Genomic DNA, 17,325 nt, shown 5'->3' with positions numbered 1-17,325 from the left:
TAGATTGTAAATTTAATGGTTCTTTCTTAAATTAGGTTACCGCTGAATGCCGTCGTAAGTGAAGCTTTGTGGACGCTGGAACGCACTGGGCATCCACAAAGCTGCCACTACCGACTAGATAACGTCATTTATTGTTTATTTCAAATAATTCAAAGTCAAAAATAGCATCTATTCAGATATAGTCGATTAACGACTGCCATTATCTGAATAGATGCTTATTTGTTTAACTGTATAAAGATATAAAACAACTTTCCAGGCCGGAATATTACTACTAACCTAACTTAAGAAAGAACCAATTTGATCTAAAGAGGATTTTTATTTTAAGCCTTATATTCAGCAATTCCTTTTACCAAACGTTGCATGGCATCTTCGACGTTACTCTTTGGAGTAGCCAAATTCATCCGTAAGAATTGATTCCCATTGCCACGATACTTCGTTCCTTCAGCCAAATATAAACCAGTCTTATCACGTAAGAATTGGTTAAATTCATCTGATTTGTCCGTCAACTTCGAGCAATCGATCCAAGCTAGATAGGTTGCCTGAGCTTGTAAAACTTTGATATCAGGAAGATTTTTCTTAGCAAAATCTTCAACGTATTCACGGTTCTTTTGAATGTATTGGCGAAGTTCAGTCAACCATTCATGTCCTTGTGTGTAGGCAGCAATTGATGCATCCATTGACATAATACCGGGACTATTGATGCCATCAACCGAAATTGCATGTTCAACCTTTTGACGTAATTTTGCATTAGGAATAAACAACGTTGCCGCATGCAAAATCGCCAAATTAAAAGTCTTACTTGGAGAAGCTAATGAAATACTATTCTTAGTAACTTCCGCATCCAAAGAAGCAAACGGTACATAATCATATCCTGGCATCGTGATATCACCATGAATTTCATCAGAGATAATCAAAACGTCGTGTTTATTGGCTAATTTACCAATCTTAGTCAAAGTCTCTTTGTCCCAAATGATTCCAGCTGGATTGTGAGGATTGCAGACAATCATAGCCGTAGTTTGTGGATCAGATAGCTTTTCTTCCAAATCTTTCCAATTAATACTGTATTTACCATATTGATATTCCAGTTCACTGTTGACAATGTGACGACCGTTACTAGTGATAGCGTTATAAAATGAATTGTAATTAGGCTCTTGTAGCAAGACATTATCACCTAAATCAGTCAAATGACGCAAAATTGATCCGATACTAGGCATAACGCCGTTACTAAAGACCAACCAATCTAAATCTGGCTCGAAATTATGTTCTTTTTTGTACCAGCTAGCAATTGCTCGGTAATATTCATCAGGGACGTATTGATAACCAAAAATCCCACGGTCAGCATCTTTGTGCATTGCTTCAATAATAGCTGGCGCTGTTTGAATATCCATGTCAGCTACCCACATAGGTAACTCGTGTTCCTTCACTTGCCATTTACTTGAATTAGCGTTGCGACGATCATTGATCTTATCAAAATTGAATTGCATTAATTCCACCCCTTCTTCTTTATTAATCAAATAGTATCATTATTTTGATAAATGTCGAAAGGTCAAAGGTTTTAATTAAATTTTCTGTAATCAAATTAGACAAAAGACTGTAATTTTAACTTTCAAAATGTCATAATGATACTACTAAATGTTTAGGAAGTGTCTCAATTTATGCCTTCACTCTTTCGGAAAAAAGATATCGTCAACGATTTATTACATGAACAAACTTTAAATCGAACACTTGGTGCTAAAGACCTCATCATCATGGGGGTCGGGGTCATCGTTGGGTCTGGTATCTTTATCACGCCCGGAATCATCGCTGCTAACTATGCTGGTCCTGGGGTTATTTTAACTTATTTACTGGCCGCTTTAGTTTGTATCGGTGCCGCTTTTTGTTACTCTGAATTTTCATCAACAATTCCTTTGGCAGGTAGTGCTTATACCTACTCTTATTCTGTCTATGGTGAAATCGTCGCGTGGATTGTTGGCTGGTCGTTGATTTCTGAATACTTATTTGCGGCTTCTTCTACAGCAGTCAGTTGGTCAGCTTATTTTAGGAATCTCTTAGCAGGTTTTGGTATCACTCTTCCTAAAGCCCTACAATCAGCTCCTGGAACTGCCGGAAACACTGGTGGACGCTTTGACTTAATTGCTTTTATCATCGTTTTAATTGCGACCGTTTTATTGTTACAAGGTCTAAATGAGTCGATGAAAGTAAACACCATCATGGTTTACGTTAAAATTTTCGTTATCTTGTTATTTGTTGCTGTAACGATTTTTTACGTAAAACCTAAGAACTACAATCCATTTCTTCCTTTTGGAGTTGGTGGTATCGGTCGTGGAGCCGCTGTTGCCTTCTATGCTTTTTTAGGATTTGATGTTGTATCTTCGGCAAGTGAAGAAGTTAAAAATCCCAAACGTAACATGCCAATTGGAATCATCGCTTCACTTCTAATCGTTGCTATTTTATATGGTTTGGTGTCATTAGTTCTAGTCGGTGCCGTTAATTACAAACAACTAAACGTCGCCGATCCAGTTTCCCATGCTCTAAACCTATTAAATCTCAATTGGATCTCAGGAATCGTTTCACTAGGTGCCATCATGGGTATGACAACCGTTTTGCTAGTTGTTATCTACGGTGGAACTCGTTTGATTTTTTCACTAAGTCGCGATGGCTTATTGCCTAAAAAATTCAATCATCTGAGCAAACAAGGTGTCCCTGTCAGCAGTACTTTCCTAGTTGGATTAGTCGCTGCAACTGTAGCTGCCGTTGTTCCTATCGATAAAATCACTGAATTAGTCAATATCGGAACATTACTAGCTTTTTCAGTCACCTCAGTCGGCGTTATCTTCTTGCGTCACAGTAAAAACACCAAAGGGTTGAAACCGGCATTTAGAGTACCTTTCTATCCAGTTTTCCCATTGATTTCCTTTGCCGCTTGCGTCTACTTAATGACCCAATTGCAAAGTTTCACATGGAAAATGTACGCCATCTGGACTGTGGTCGGTTTAATAATTTACTTTGGCTATAGTTTTAGACATAGTAATGAAAAGTAAAAAAGCAGGCCTTATTAACGGTCTGCTTTTTTATAATGCTTATTTAACTGAATAGTTAGGAGCTTCTTTAGTAATTGTAACGTCATGTGGATGTGATTCTCTCAATCCGGCGTTAGAAATTTGGATAAATTGAGCATCTTGTAATTCCTTCAAGTTATGAGCACCAACGTAACCCATACCTGAACGTAATCCACCAAGTAGTTGATAAATTACATCACCAACGGCACCTTTAGCTGCAACTCGACCTTCGATACCTTCGGGAACTAACTTGTTAGCTTCGTTAACTCCACTTTGGAAGTAACGATCAGATGAACCGTGTGACATGGCAGCCAAACTACCCATTCCACGATAAGTCTTGAAACGACGACCTTGATAAATTTCAAAGTCACCAGGTGCCTCGTCAGTACCAGCTAACATTGAGCCAAGCATAACGGCGTTACCACCACCAGCTAGAGCTTTGACAATGTCCCCTGAATACTTGATACCACCATCAGCAATAATAGTTTTACCATATTCATGAGCTACACTAGCAGCATCATAAACAGCAGTTAACTGAGGAACACCAACACCGGCAACGATTCTAGTTGTACAAATTGAACCCGGTCCGATACCAACTTTAACAACATCAACACCGGCATCGTAAAGTGCTCTAGTACCTTCGGCAGTAGCAACGTTACCAGCAATCAAAGTAGCTTCTGGGAATTTAGCTCTAATTTCACCGATTTTTCTAAGGACTCCAGCTGAATGACCATGAGCAGTATCGATAATAATCGCATCGGCACCAGCACTTAAAAGAGCTTCGGCACGTTCAAAAGTATCGCTAGTTACACCAACAGCTGCAGCGACTAGTAAACGACCATACTTATCTTTAGCAGCGTTAGGAAATTCCTTAACTTTTTCGATATCTTTAATTGTAACTAAACCACCTAGGCGACCGTTTTTATCGATCAAAGGAAGTTTTTCAATTCTATGTTCTTGAAGGATTTGTTCTGCTTCTTTTAAAGAAGTACCAACTGGGGCAGTAACTAATTCTTCACTAGTCATAACTGTTCCAATTTTTACAGAATAATCAGTAATGAAACGCAAATCTCTGTTAGTAATAATACCAACTAATTTTAAATCATTAGTATTGTTAACGATTGGTACACCACTGATACGATAAGTACTCATTAATTTTTCTGCTTGGGCAACTTCATCATCCGCCGTCAAATAGATTGGATCGATGATAACACCATTTTCTGAGCGCTTAACCTTTGAAACCTCGTCAGCTTGTTGTTCAATACTCATATTCTTGTGAATAACACCTAATCCACCTTGACGTGCCATTGCGATGGCCATTGGTGCTTCGGTAACTGTATCCATACTTGCACTCAAAATTGGAGTGTTTAATTTAATATTCTTAGCTAATTGAACTGATAAATCTACTTCATTTGGTAAAACGTGACTCTCCGCTGGAATTAGTAAGACGTCATCAAACGTGAATCCCTTTTTATCAAATTTTGTATCCCATGCCGACATGATTTTCCTCCTAAGTATTTGTTTTTACCTATTAAGTAGATAAAATTTATAAACATGGTAGCCGATTTTTTTCTGATAGTCAATCAAAGTTTGTGAAAGAAAAAAAGACTTATCGTCATAACGACAAGCCTTTTAATACATTTTTATTGCTATAACTTTATAATTCCATAAATTTTGTTTTCTCAAATAAAAATCAAAACTTCTTTTTTTGAGACATAATTTATATCGAATTATATCGTCCTTTTTAGAAATCATTTCATCGATGCGATGCAGTTCATGATTATTATTCCGTCTCAAATAATCAGCTGTTTCATTATCAACTGAAATCTGTGAAATCTTCTCTCGATCACGTAACGCCGTTTCACAAGCAAAGACCATTCTTTTACGAATAAAATCATTTATGAATAAAACAATAATAATGCCCGCTATAACAAATAATAGTATCCCACCATATATTTCTGTCACCACTACATTTGAAAGATTCATAATCATCAACACTTTTTATATTTTTATTTAATTAAATGATATCATGCCAATAATATGATTATCAATCAAAGCGCTTATGGCTTTTGATTTGGCTGTTTCGTATCTTCATGGTAAGATTTTTTACAAACAAATATAGTTCTTTCTTTAACTAGGTTGTTATCAAATTGCCGTCGTCCGTTCGGCTTTGTGGACGCTGGAACGTACTGGGCACAACTTTAAGCCAATTCCAGAACCGGGAACAGTCTTAAAGCTTGACCTTCACTAAACGATAAAAAAACAGAACCACTATCTAGTCCGGAATAGCAAAGCAAATTGGTTCAGTAGTGAAATTATTCTTAGCAACTTGTTGCTTAGAATAAGGCCGAGCTTGAAGACTTTGCCCGAACTTGGGCTTAGCAAAGGCTCCAAGTCGTGTCCACTACGTTCCAGCCAAATTTTCTTTGCTATGGAGGACGGAATTCTACACCAATCTAAATTAAGAAAGAACTCAAATGTTATAGGGAGATTTTTATTTATGAAGAAATTAGTTAGAGATAAAATACCGGATATTCTCGCCGATAATGCCGAATTTGAAGTTCTTTCCAATGAAGATTATCGTCTGTCTTTGCGACACAAAATCGTTGAAGAAGCTAAAGAAGTCCAAACTGCTCAAACGCGCGCCAACCTTGTTGAAGAATTAGGGGATCTTGAAGAAGTTATTCGTGCTATTTTGACTGATGCCTCAATAAATTATGAAGAAATGGACAGCTTGCGCCAAGCGAAAATCAATCAAAAGGGTAATTTTTCACAAAAATTTGTTATGATAAACAACAATGAAGAATCGTAATGTAATTATGGTTCTTCTTTTTTTATCACTGAAATACAATTTGTACAACGTGAAAAAACAGTATAATATAGTTCTATACCATTAATAGAAAGAAGAAAAAATGCAAATTTTAACTTTATTTATAGTCGCATTGGTGGCTTTGGAACATATCGGCATTGCCGGTATTGAAATGTTTGCCAAACCTGAAGTTCAAGCCAATGCTTTCGATATGCCTGTCGAATTCGTTAAAGACTCACATGCTAAAATAGCTTTAGCTAATCAGGGTATTTATAACGGCCTATTTGGCGTTTTAATGTTATTAATGATCTTATTCTTTACTGGAGCAGTTTTAAGAACCATTCTTATTTTGATGTTGCTTTACGTTATCGGCGTCGCAATTTATGGTGCCTTTACCGCTACGAAAAAAATCTTATTCTTACAAGGTTTACCAGCTTTAATAGCTCTAATTTTAGTAGCTATCTTTTATAAGTAATTTTACGCAGAATGGAAAACAATCATGAAAAAAGATTCATTACTCAAGAGTTCTCTCTGGATTTCCATCAGTGGGATTCTTTCAAGAATACTTTCGGTCGTCTATATCATTCCTTGGAATCTTTGGATCGGCCCTGTGGCTGTTGGTGCAGCGAATGCTTTGTATGGAAAAGTCTACAATATTTATAACCTTTTCTTAATCATTGCTACAGCTGGAATTCCTTCGGCTATTTCTAAAGAAGTTGCTGCTCACAATGCTTTGGGTCGCTTTGACCAAAGTGAAAAGCTCTTCAAAAAATACACTATTTATATGTCTTTAGTCGGAATCGTCTTAGCATTCATTATGTTCTTTGGAGCCAAATATGTGGCAATTGTTCTGGCTGCCGGCGATATGCGAGTTGTAACGCCAATTAAATATTTGAGTATCGCAATGTTAATTATTCCAGCTCTAGGAATTTTGCGTGGTTATATTCAAGGATATGCCTTCATTTCCTACTCAGCTTTTTCACAAGTTATTGAACAAATTGCTCGTGTAGCTTACATGCTTTATGCAACTTATACAATTATGATCTTGCAAAAAGGTAGCTACATGGCAGCTGTTAACCAGTCAACTTTAGCTTCATTTATTGGAGCAACTTTAGCATATGTATTCCTTTTGTGGATTCGTATTCGAGTTAGAAAGACCGTGACTGTTCCTGATATCAAACCAAGCGACAACGTAAAAGACAACGGTCCAGAAATCAGTTTTAGTTCAATGTTGCGTTCAGCTATTCCGTTCTTGCTAGTTGATACGATCATGACAGTTCTGCAATTATTCGACCAAACAACTTTTACTTGGATCTACGAATTGATTTTACATGCTAGTCAAAAGACAATTGATGACTTGTATGCGATGTTTGGATTCCAAGCTAACAAGTTGATCATGGTCTTGGTTTCTTTGGCAATTTCCGTTTCTGCCTCCGTTATACCAGCGTTATCCGCTATGATCACTCGTAAAACTGGTCTAAAAACCGTTCAAAAATTAATGCAAAATATCGTTCAATTCACTTTCTTCATTATTCTGCCCGCTACTTTTGGAATGATGGCTATTAGTCGTCAATTATGGACTGTTTTCGTCTTCTATGACCAAAGTATCCTCGGTTCAAAAGTTTTGATTGTATCTTGTGTTGAAGCTTTCTTCTATTGTTTATTCATGATTTTGGAAAACATTCTCCAAGTTACGCATCATGTCAGAAAATCATTAATTTACTTGGCACTTGCCTACATTATTAAAATGATTTTACAAGTTCCATTAACAGTCAGTTTAGGAGTCTACGGACCAGTTACTGCCACTGCAATTGCCTTTATCTTGATGTCATATTTTGCTTTCAGATTGATCAACAAGCAGTTCCAAATCGTCAATAAAGAATTAGGTAAGAAATTATTCCGAATTCTTCTTGATGGAGTTGTAATGTTACTGGTAGTTGCCGTTGCTAATTTCCTTATCGTCAAAGTAATTTCCGACGCTACTAAGATTGGTGCCATCATCGTTATCATCATTTGTGGCTTGATCGGTGTGGCCGTTTATGGCTTCTTAGCTTATAAAGATGGATCATTGAGTATTCTAAAAGATATTCGTGATACTAAGATTTATTAAAAAACAATTTAAAATATATTATTGGAACTCCGACAAAGCACAACTGTCTTCCGATAATATATTTTTTATTATTAATAATTTTTTACTAATAAACAATCTTATTTGACGTCAAAAATAAAAAATAGTATCGTATTACTTATTGCAAACGATTACTATTAATTGCCAAGGAGATATTTATTTTGCTAGTAGGAAGTATTGAAGCAGGCGGAACAAAATTTGTTTGTGCTGTTGGTGACGAAGACTATCGTATCAAGGATAGCGTTCACTTCCCAACAACAACACCTGAGGAAACATTAAGAAAAACAATCGATTATTTCAAACAATTCGATATCGAAGCTCTCGGTATTGCTTCATTTGGACCAATCGAACAACGTAAGAATTCACCAAAATACGGTTACATCACTTCAACACCTAAACCAGGTTGGTCAAACACTGATTTTGTTGGTGCTTTGAAGAAAGAATTAGATGTACCAATGTTTTGGACAACTGACGTAAACGGTTCTGCTTATGGCGAATACGTAATGTCAACTCTATCTAATGAAAAAATCAATTCATTGGTTTACTACACAATTGGTACTGGTGTGGGAGCTGGTGCAATTGCTGACGGTAAATTTATCGGTAATATCGGTCACCCCGAAATGGGACATACTTTCTTGAAACGTCACCCTGATGATTTAGACTTCAAAGGTATTTGCCCATTCCACGGTGATTGTCTTGAAGGTTTGGTTGCCGGACCAACATTTGATGCTCGTTTAGGTAAACCTGGTAAGGACGTTCCATTGACTGACCATGTTTGGGATATCATGGCCTACTACGTTGCTCAAGCTGCTATTCAAGTTACCTTGATTCTTCGTCCCGACAAGATCGTCTTCGGTGGCGGTGTTGTCAGTGAAACATTCTTAGACAAAGTTCGTGTTCAATTTAAAGAATTACTCAATGACTATGTTGACGTTCCAGAATTAGACAAATACATCACAATGCCAGTAGTTAAGAACAACGGTTCAGCTACACTAGGTGATTTCGCCTTGGCTATTCGTGAATTAAATGCTTTCCAAGATTAGATCATAAAAAAAATTCTCGTTAGATTAAATTTTCTAACGAGAATTTTTTTTGCTTTAATTTCTTTTTCTAAAAATAATAAACTTACTAAAAATATAGTTCAGTAAAACAACCACGACATTGGCGATAATTTTTACGATAAAGCCGTTGCCATGTAATAGAACCATTCCGATAAACATCGTACCTTGGTCAAACACCCAAGATCCACCTCTGAATAAGAAGAAAGATCCCATTTCCTGGAAGAAAGCCTTCCAAGTCTTAGTATGAGAATTAAAGACCCACAATTTATTCGTGACATAAGCAAACAGAACCGAAATTACATATGCAATTGCATTAGCAATTTGGGAATTCATGTTTAAAACGCGCCACAATAAGGCAAAAGCCACGTAATTTACTACAGTTGTTAGGACTCCGAAAAATAAGTAGGGAATCGCATCTTTATATTTACTCCACAATTCTTTTATCATTTATACATATCCTTAATGGTTTAATTTCCAATTTTTGTAGCTCAATCCTAAGAAATAAGCAATAACTTCAAAGCCAGAAATAAAAAACGTCACTGGCCAATTAGTTATAAACGCTAGATACAAGCCTAACCAAACTCCGACTAATGACAATCCGACTGAAACCATAATTAGTTTAGGTACCGTACGGACAACGTATTTAGCTGTTGCTCCCGGTAGAGTTAATAAGACGAAAACTAATAATGATCCTACGATTTGGGCGCCGATACTGACGCTCAGAGCCAAAGTTACTAAAAAGGCTATTGAGAGTAATCGAGTCTTTAAACCGGCTGCACGGGCACCAATATGGTCAAACGAATCAAAAGCGAGCGGTTTATAGAAAATAATAAAGACAAAAATGACAAATAATGCCAAAATCATCAATTGTTGAACTTCTTTAGAACTAATTCCGACTATACTACCAAATAAAATATTCGTTGCATAACTACTCGATTCAGATGATAACGATAAAAATAAAATTCCTAAACCTATAAATAATGATGAAATAGCACTGATCGATGCTTCCCGTCTGGAAGATTCGCTACTTAAACTACCGACAGCAATCGAACTGACCAAAGTAAACAAAATCATTCCTGCCAGTGGTGAAATACCAATAAGTATCCCAAATGAAGCCCCAGCAAAACCAATCTCTGACAGTGTATGCGACAGAAACGACATATTTCTTGATACGACGAAAACCCCAACTAAGCCAGCCGTTATAGCGATAAAAGTACTGGCAATAAAAGCTTCACGCATAAATTCATATTCAAACATTTTTAACTCTCCATCTCAAACATATCTTCAGAAACGTCACTAACTTTGACTTCTTTAAGCGTTTTATTTTCAAAGAATAAAGCTCTAGTTGTATATTTCTTCGTCAATTCATAATCATGCGTAATAAAGATAACCGTCAAATTATATTTTTTATTCAGTTCAGCGACTAAATCCATCAATTGCATCTTCACTTCAACGTCTAGACTGGCCGTTGATTCATCTAAGATGAGAATTTTAGGGTCATTCAATAGAGCTTGGGCCAAATAGGCTTTTTGCTTTTCACCACCAGATGCCAATCCTAAAGGACGATTCTTTAAACGTGTTAACTTGGTCTTAGTCAAAATCGTTTTGATCGATTCATTATCAGCTTTTCGCTGTTTAGGACTGAGTGTAAATTTCAAATTCAAACGAACGAATTGCTCAATATTTAAAGGATAGTCCAAATCGATATTTCTGAATTGAGGCACATAACCAATATGTTTGTGATTAATTTTCAATTCGCCGCTAGTCTTCTTCTCAAGTCCCATCATGATTCTAACTAATGTCGTTTTACCCGAACCGTTAGGACCAATCAAACTGATAAAGTCGCCATCATTAATCTTAAAATTAACATCTTTAAAAACTAATTGCTTACCAAACCGTTTAGTCAGATTCTTCGCTTCAATCACTGTTATCTCTTCACTATCCTTTCGATTTGAGAAAGATTGCCATTCATCCACTCATAATATCCTAAATCACTTGGTAAGGTTTCAGTGAAATAAATAATTGGAACTTTATTCTTTTTAGCAATATTAGTCATTTTAGTGATAATACCACTAGTAACTTGTTTGTTAACAACTAAAAAACTCACTTTATGATGTCTCAGGCCATCTTCCATGTTCTTGATATCCTCAATCGATGGATCGGTATCCTCTTCGATTGCTTTGGCAAAATGAGGATTAGCAATACTTATTCCTAAATCCTTCAATAAGTAGTAGGGCAAAGGTTCAGTTACATAGGCTTTTTTACCAGCAACTTGTTGTTTTAGCTTATTTTCTCTTCTGACTAAGCCATCTAATTTTAATTTATATTTCTTAAAGTTAGCTTGATAATAAGTTTTATTTTTCGGATCCACTTTTCCCATATGTCGAGCCACTGACTGACTTAATTTTTGAACATTTTTGACTCCGAACCAAACGTGTTCATTGTCACCATCTTGTTTATGCAAAACGTCCCGGGAAAAATCAATCAAGTTTTTATCCTGACTATTAGCCGTAACGATTTTTTCAACCCAATCGTCATAACCTAAGCCACTGGCAACAATCAAACGTGAATCGGCTACTTGCTTAGCATCATTACTAGATGGCGAAAAACTATGAGGATCAACATTAACCGATTTAATAATTGATCCCACATGATACTTATCCCCAACGACACTCTTTACCGGTTCTGTGTAAGTATTAACAGTAGTCGTAATAATTTTTTTAGATGCAGTTTTATGACCACATCCCCCTACAAAAATTAGTAGCGAAAACAAAACTAATAATAGTGCATTCCTTTTTCGCATTTATTTTCCTCTATAACTCTTTTTTTAGTTGAATTAGCGTATGGTGCCGTCCTCCATAGCAAAGCAGAACGGACGACGACATCTAACCCCGACAAAAAAGAACCCCTCTATCCAATAATTATCCCACTAAAATAGAGGCCCTAACAAAACATAAGTTTTGATGCGACCTCTTAAGAATATAACTAATTATTATTCTAAAGGCAAGCTAGTCCAATTACCAGATTTGGAAGTATTGGCCATTAGCTGGAACTAAATAACTACCTACAGGTGAATCGGAATACTTACTATAAATATTGATCTGATAACCTGTTACATCATTCCAGGTAACTTTGCCATTAGCAACGTATTGAGTCGTTGACTTGTCATAAGTCGTGCTCAATTTATCAGCCAAAAATTCAACTGCTGCTTGCGAAGTTGTTAAATTAACTGACTCTTGAGTTTGATCTTGTTGTTGGTTATCGGATTGATTCTGTGTTTGATCAGTCGTTGTTTGATTAGTTGTCTGATCTTGTTGATTTTGCGTTTGCTTAGAATCAGATTCATTATTAGTATCTTTTTTTTCTGGTGACACTGTCTCATCAGTTGATTTAGTTGATTTTGTAGTTTTATTTGATTTTGTTGATTTTTTGGGAGTATTGCTTGTTGTTTTTTCAGTTTTATCACCTGTTGTCTTTAAATCAGCTGATTGTTGACTGGTACAACCGGCTAACAAAAGTCCAGATAAGACCACTGTTACGATAGATAATCTCTTAAACATAAAAATACCTCCTTATACATTTGCCATTATAGCGAACGTATAAAGAGGTACGCAATGTTTCTCGTGAAACATTAATAAATCTTATTAAAATCGATTTTTTCACCACGACGAATTTTTTCGCCAAATTCGATTGATTTATCAACGATAACTTCTTGACTATCGATAACTTCATAAGGATGATCAGGAGCCTTTTCTTGAGCTAGAGACAATTCAGTACATCCCAGAACAATTACATCACAGTCAAATTTATCGTGCATCGTTTGTAAAATATGATGGAATTTAGGTGCATTGACTGCGCCTTTGATTTTAATATCATCATAAATCAAACTTTCAACTTCATCTTGCACTGATTGATCACCGAGGCTGTATTCGTAGCCAGCATCTTTAATCTCATTTTCATAAACGTGATCAGCAATCGTACCTTTAGTGGCAATTAGACCAACTCTCTTGGCTTTAGGATACTTTTTCCCAATCATACTGATAGCCATATGTGGCATGTGAATAATTGGAATATCCGTAACAGCTTGTAATTCTTTATAGTAATAATGAGCGGTATTACAAATAATTACCATGAATTCCGGTTTCAATAAACTTTGTTGCTTAATGTCTTCAGCTAGTGGAGGCAAAAAGCTAGGTTTACTGTGATCAAGGATATGTGCTGTTCGATCGGGAACAGTTGAATGATTGACTAAAATATAATCTAAATAATCTTGATCTTTTTTAGTAGGTGTCTTCTCATTCAATAAGTGCACATAACTTTCAGTGGCTAAACTACCCATACCACCGATTACTGTAAAGAACTTTTTCATATTTCTAGCCCTCAATATCCTTCAAAATTTTCTTAGCAACTACTGGATCGCTTGGATAAGGTACATCGACACCCTTTGTCTTTTGATAAGCATCGTTTCCCTTAGCAGCCAAAACAACAATATCATCGCCAGAACTATGTTCGATCATATCTTTAATAGCGCTAGGACGATCTAAGATTGTCTTAACTTTGACCCTAGTATGATCGATTTTTTCATCGATTTCTTTACAAATGGCGGCTGGATCCTCAAACCCAGGGTCATCTGTCGTTAAAATTGCTTCATCAGCTGATTCAGTCAAAACTTGAGCAAAGCCAGCTCTTCTAGAAACTCCCTTATTACCAGGGCTTCCAACGACAACCTTAATTTTTGAACTTGGATACTCACGTTTTAAGAAGCTTAACAAAGCATTCATACTAGCATAATTGTGTGCATAATCTACAAAGATGGTCCCGTGAGACTTGGTATTAATGTGCTCCATTCTCCCCGGGACGAACGCTTTTTTTAGACTGTCGGCGATCACCTCATTGTCAACGCCCATAATCTTTGCGGCAGTAATGGCAGCTCCTGCATTCAATTCGTTGAAATCACCAACAAGTCCTAGTTGATAAGTGTACTCACCGTGTTCTTGTAAATCTTCAGCCTTGTCGCTTTCAGCAGTATAAGTAAAGACTGAGTCATTCAAATTAGATTCTTTGTTACGAATACTGAAGTCAGTATCACCAACTTCATTCTTAGCAAAACGATAAATATCTTTGTCGTCACTAGTTTGTTTAGCAGCCGCATAGACTGTATCGTAATCATTTGTCTGACGATTAATAATATTTACTTTAGAGTTGACTATTAGTTGTTTCTTGCAATTTAAGTAGTCAGCATAAGTTGGATGTTCATTAGGTCCAATGTGATCGGGAGTAATATTCAAGAAACCACCGATATCGAATTTCAATCCATAAACTCGATTCTTCTTATAAGCTTGAGACGATACTTCCATAACTAAATATTTAATACCATTGTCAACGCAAGTTCTCATGTCGTGGAAAAGATCCAATGATTCGGGAGTCGTTAAATCTGACTTGAATTCATCCTTGGGGTTTGGTCCTACAATACGATCTACAGTTGAGAATAGACCAACTTGCTTAGGATAAGCATTCTTCAAAATATCATATGTAAAGTATGATGTTGTCGTCTTTCCTTTAGTTCCTGTGAAAGCAACGATAAAGAGATCATTTTGAGGATTGCCAAAGTACTCTGAACTCAAAAGAGCTAAAGCCTTTGAGGCACTCTTAACGATTAGACGATCAATATCCTTGCTGTATTCTTTTTCTGAAACATAAATTTTGGCACCATTCTTAATGGCTTGGTTTAAGTATTCTGCCTTGAATTTATTACCCTTACAGAAGAAAATCCCATTAGTCTGATCTTCTTTAGAATTGTAGCTAATATTAGTTACTTCAAGGTTATCGTCACTAACTGAACTAGAAACCAGTAAATCATGTTTCTTCAAAATCTCTATAGCTTTACTTATTTTCAAACTCATTTTTTCACACTCCTAAAATAAATGGTTAAAAAATTCTACGATTTGATCCCACCAAGATTTCTGGTTTGTCTCCTTATGTATCTTTTTTCTAACATCTGCCTTTTTAAACGGAAGATAACCACTGTTAGTGTTCGTGGCAATCAATTTTACCGTCTGTTTATTGTGGATTGCAGTAAAACCTAAGTCGTCACTACTTATAGTATAACGTAAATCTGCGATATTAGAATTTTTAGGCAACCAAACATAAACAGGTTCATAAGTTTTATATTTTTTGTTATTTATTTTTATGTTTTTATCTTTTTGGATAACTTCTTTACGCTCAAAATTATCTTTCACATAGTGCACTAATTTTTGTGTTGACCGGAATCGTTTGTCATTATCATTATCTTCACCTTGAGCATCTAAGACGATCGTAACTAATCTAGTATTGTCTAATGGCAAAGTTCCTACAAAAGATTCACCAGCTTGTTCAGTCGTACCAGTCTTTAAACCATCGAATTCAAAACCCTCTTGATAGTCACGTTGACCTTTTAGTAAGAAATTCAAAGTATCATAAGTTTTGATTTCATTATCGATTGGAAATGATAGTTTTGTTTGCGAAGTTGTTTTAAGTATCTCTGGATACTGATCTAAGACGTGTTTCACAATAACACCGATATCGTTAGCAGATAGTTTATTTTCACCATCTGTTGGGCCGATGTACATATCAGTCTTCAAATCGGAATTATTCAATCCTGAAGCGTTATACAGTTCGGCATCTTTGATACCCCAATTTTTTACTGTTTTTCGCATCATTTTGACAAACTTAGCTTGAGTACCAGCGACCTTTCCAGCTAACATCATCGCTGCCGAGTTGGACGAAACTATCCAAGCAGCATTATAAAGGTCTTTGACTGAATAAGATTTGTCAGCGTCAAGTCGCACGTTGGCCAATTCATTATCTTGAGTCATGTCGGCTTCTTCTTGCGTCGGCGTTACTAAATCTGATTCAGAAATTTTGCCATCCTTGATAGCTTTGGTTACTAAATACAATGTAACGATTTTAGTAATTGAACCTATAGCTAATTTCTCTGCCGGATTTTTAGAATAGACAATTTGTCCAGTGTTCTCATCAAAAATCATCCCTGCACTAGCATTCAATTCTAGTTCTGGTTGAGTAAATGTTGCGGCAGTAGCCTCTGATGTAAAAATTGGCAACGTCAAAATAAAAACTGACATTACCAACATGAATTTCTTTGCGAAACCTTTCATTATAAAACCTCTCAAATCAATCTTTCGATTTCGAAATTGGAAAATGACTAATAAACGAAGTCTTTTCCTTATCGGAAGTAACTGCTATTGTACCACCGTGTAGTTGAACCATGCTTTGAGCAATCGCTAAACCTAAACCAGTCCCACCAGTTTTCTTAGAGCGAGAATCTTCAACTCGATAAAAACGATCAAAGACGTGTTTCAAAGAATCTTCTGGAATTGGTTGACCGTTATTCGCGACTGTTACAACTACTTCTTTATCTTTTTGTTCAGCATTTAGCCAAATATGCGTTGCCCCTTTACCGTACTTCAAGGCATTCATAATCAAATTATTAAAGACTCGACCTAATTTTTCAGTATCACCTTGCATCATGATCTTATCAGGCGTGGAGTTGACGATAATTTCCATCCCTCGTTTGTTAGCTTCTAATTCAAAATCAGCTGACAATTGATCTAGCATCTGAGCCATGTCAAATTTAGTAGTCTTCAAACGACTCGTTGCATGTTGAACATTGGCAAACTCAAAGAGCGAATTGACTAGATTTTGCATCTCTAGCGATTTCTTATAAGCAATATGCGTATACTTTAAAATTTGGTTCAAATCATTGAAATTCTTACCTTCAATCAATCCTAAATAACCAATTACTGAAGTCAATGGCGTTCGAATATCATGACTGACATTACTGATCAATTCATCCTTGCTCTTTTCAGATTGACGTTGTTCTTCAGCATGTTGGTCCATATTCAAAATCAATAAGTTAAAACTCTCAATGATACCTTGTAAACTAGAATTGACCTTAGTTTGAACTTGTTTTGTTTGATCATCAATAGCTGCTTTGTGCAAAATTTGCTTGATTTGAACTAATTCCATTTTGTGGAAAGTACTCAAAACTATTACGCAAGTTAAACACAATTCTAAAATTAAGACGACTCCGACTGTCCAAATTTTGTTTGCCAATAATGACCAATTATTTTGTAAATTCAACATGAAGTTATTTTTGCCAAGACTACCAATTATGATTGCATTTATTATCTGAAATAAAAGAAAGGTGCCTATTCCTTCAAAAAGGAGGACACCTTTTGCTTTTGCATTCAGTTTGATTCGTTTATCCAA

Annotated in this window: 17 protein-coding genes; 5 read left to right on the top strand and 12 right to left on the bottom strand. The window is 36.0% G+C overall.

Annotated features, from left to right (window positions below):
* Positions 1 to 320 precede the first annotated feature (320 nt).
* Positions 321 to 1,484 carry a MalY/PatB family protein gene (locus FC88_RS11635; protein WP_057815843.1) on the bottom strand — a complete coding sequence of 388 codons (1,164 nt, stop codon included), beginning with the start codon at positions 1,482 to 1,484 and terminating at the stop codon, positions 321 to 323.
* 171 nt (positions 1,485 to 1,655) lie between these two features.
* On the opposite strand from FC88_RS11635, the gene FC88_RS11630 reads away from it, so the two are divergent.
* The gene (locus FC88_RS11630) at positions 1,656 to 3,041 is read left to right on the top strand and encodes an amino acid permease (RefSeq protein WP_057815841.1); all 1,386 of its coding nucleotides are present in this window, start codon (positions 1,656 to 1,658) and stop codon (positions 3,039 to 3,041) included.
* A 39-nt stretch (positions 3,042 to 3,080) separates the two neighbouring features.
* Here FC88_RS11630 and guaB read toward each other — a convergent pair whose 3' ends face one another.
* Positions 3,081 to 4,559: an IMP dehydrogenase gene (gene guaB, locus FC88_RS11625; RefSeq protein ID WP_057815839.1), complete on the bottom strand. Its 1,479-nt coding sequence runs from the start codon at positions 4,557 to 4,559 to the stop codon at positions 3,081 to 3,083.
* Positions 4,560 to 4,691: 132 nt separating this feature from the next.
* Positions 4,692 to 5,054, bottom strand: a complete 363-nt coding sequence (locus FC88_RS11620; RefSeq protein ID WP_162256555.1) for a hypothetical protein — start codon at positions 5,052 to 5,054, stop codon at positions 4,692 to 4,694.
* A gap of 505 nt (positions 5,055 to 5,559) precedes the next feature.
* Here FC88_RS11620 and FC88_RS11615 point away from each other — a divergent pair.
* The 4 genes from FC88_RS11615 (at position 5,560) to scrK (ending at position 9,039) form a co-directional block, all read left to right on the top strand.
* A complete protein-coding gene (locus FC88_RS11615) occupies positions 5,560 to 5,871 on the top strand; it encodes a nucleoside triphosphate pyrophosphohydrolase (RefSeq protein WP_057815835.1) in 312 nt (103 codons plus the stop codon).
* A gap of 100 nt (positions 5,872 to 5,971) precedes the next feature.
* Positions 5,972 to 6,343 (top strand): DUF1304 domain-containing protein, encoded by a 372-nt coding sequence (locus FC88_RS11610; protein WP_057815834.1) that lies wholly within the window; start codon positions 5,972 to 5,974, stop codon positions 6,341 to 6,343.
* A gap of 24 nt (positions 6,344 to 6,367) precedes the next feature.
* Complete coding sequence (locus FC88_RS11605; RefSeq protein WP_057815832.1) at positions 6,368 to 7,978, top strand: putative polysaccharide biosynthesis protein; 1,611 nt, start codon at positions 6,368 to 6,370, stop codon at positions 7,976 to 7,978.
* 179 nt (positions 7,979 to 8,157) lie between these two features.
* Entirely contained in the window at positions 8,158 to 9,039 is an 882-nt protein-coding gene (gene scrK / locus FC88_RS11600) for a fructokinase ScrK (protein WP_057815830.1), read from the top strand.
* Between the two features lie 54 nt (positions 9,040 to 9,093).
* Here the strand turns inward: scrK and FC88_RS11595 are convergent, their stop codons facing one another.
* The 9 genes from FC88_RS11595 to FC88_RS11555 all read right to left on the bottom strand — a co-directional run bounded on the left by FC88_RS11595 (position 9,094) and on the right by FC88_RS11555 (position 17,325).
* Positions 9,094 to 9,504 (bottom strand): GtrA family protein, encoded by a 411-nt coding sequence (locus FC88_RS11595; protein WP_010018018.1) that lies wholly within the window; start codon positions 9,502 to 9,504, stop codon positions 9,094 to 9,096.
* A gap of 12 nt (positions 9,505 to 9,516) precedes the next feature.
* Positions 9,517 to 10,314, bottom strand: coding sequence for a metal ABC transporter permease (locus FC88_RS11590; protein ID WP_057815828.1), 798 nt, complete (start codon positions 10,312 to 10,314; stop codon positions 9,517 to 9,519).
* A 2-nt stretch (positions 10,315 to 10,316) separates the two neighbouring features.
* Positions 10,317 to 10,982 (bottom strand): ATP-binding cassette domain-containing protein, encoded by a 666-nt coding sequence (locus FC88_RS11585; protein WP_083484645.1) that lies wholly within the window; start codon positions 10,980 to 10,982, stop codon positions 10,317 to 10,319.
* Positions 10,983 to 10,984: 2 nt separating this feature from the next.
* On the bottom strand, positions 10,985 to 11,860 hold the full coding sequence (locus FC88_RS11580; RefSeq protein ID WP_057815826.1) for a metal ABC transporter solute-binding protein, Zn/Mn family: 876 nt from the start codon (positions 11,858 to 11,860) through the stop codon (positions 10,985 to 10,987).
* Between the two features lie 214 nt (positions 11,861 to 12,074).
* On the bottom strand, positions 12,075 to 12,617 hold the full coding sequence (locus FC88_RS11575) for a hypothetical protein (protein ID WP_057815824.1): 543 nt from the start codon (positions 12,615 to 12,617) through the stop codon (positions 12,075 to 12,077).
* Between the two features lie 71 nt (positions 12,618 to 12,688).
* Entirely contained in the window at positions 12,689 to 13,426 is a 738-nt protein-coding gene (locus FC88_RS11570; RefSeq protein ID WP_057815822.1) for an aspartate/glutamate racemase family protein, read from the bottom strand.
* A 4-nt stretch (positions 13,427 to 13,430) separates the two neighbouring features.
* Positions 13,431 to 14,960 carry a UDP-N-acetylmuramoyl-L-alanyl-D-glutamate--2,6-diaminopimelate ligase gene (locus tag FC88_RS11565; RefSeq protein WP_057815820.1) on the bottom strand — a complete coding sequence of 510 codons (1,530 nt, stop codon included), beginning with the start codon at positions 14,958 to 14,960 and terminating at the stop codon, positions 13,431 to 13,433.
* Positions 14,961 to 14,972: 12 nt separating this feature from the next.
* Entirely contained in the window at positions 14,973 to 16,211 is a 1,239-nt protein-coding gene (locus FC88_RS11560) for a D-alanyl-D-alanine carboxypeptidase family protein (protein ID WP_057815818.1), read from the bottom strand.
* A 16-nt stretch (positions 16,212 to 16,227) separates the two neighbouring features.
* Positions 16,228 to 17,325, bottom strand: a complete 1,098-nt coding sequence (locus FC88_RS11555; protein ID WP_083484644.1) for a sensor histidine kinase — start codon at positions 17,323 to 17,325, stop codon at positions 16,228 to 16,230.

It is taken from the genome of Companilactobacillus futsaii JCM 17355 (assembly GCF_001435505.1).
Taxonomy (GTDB): Bacteria; Bacillota; Bacilli; order Lactobacillales; family Lactobacillaceae; genus Companilactobacillus; species Companilactobacillus futsaii.
This window is presented reverse-complemented; position numbering and strand designations above follow the sequence as displayed.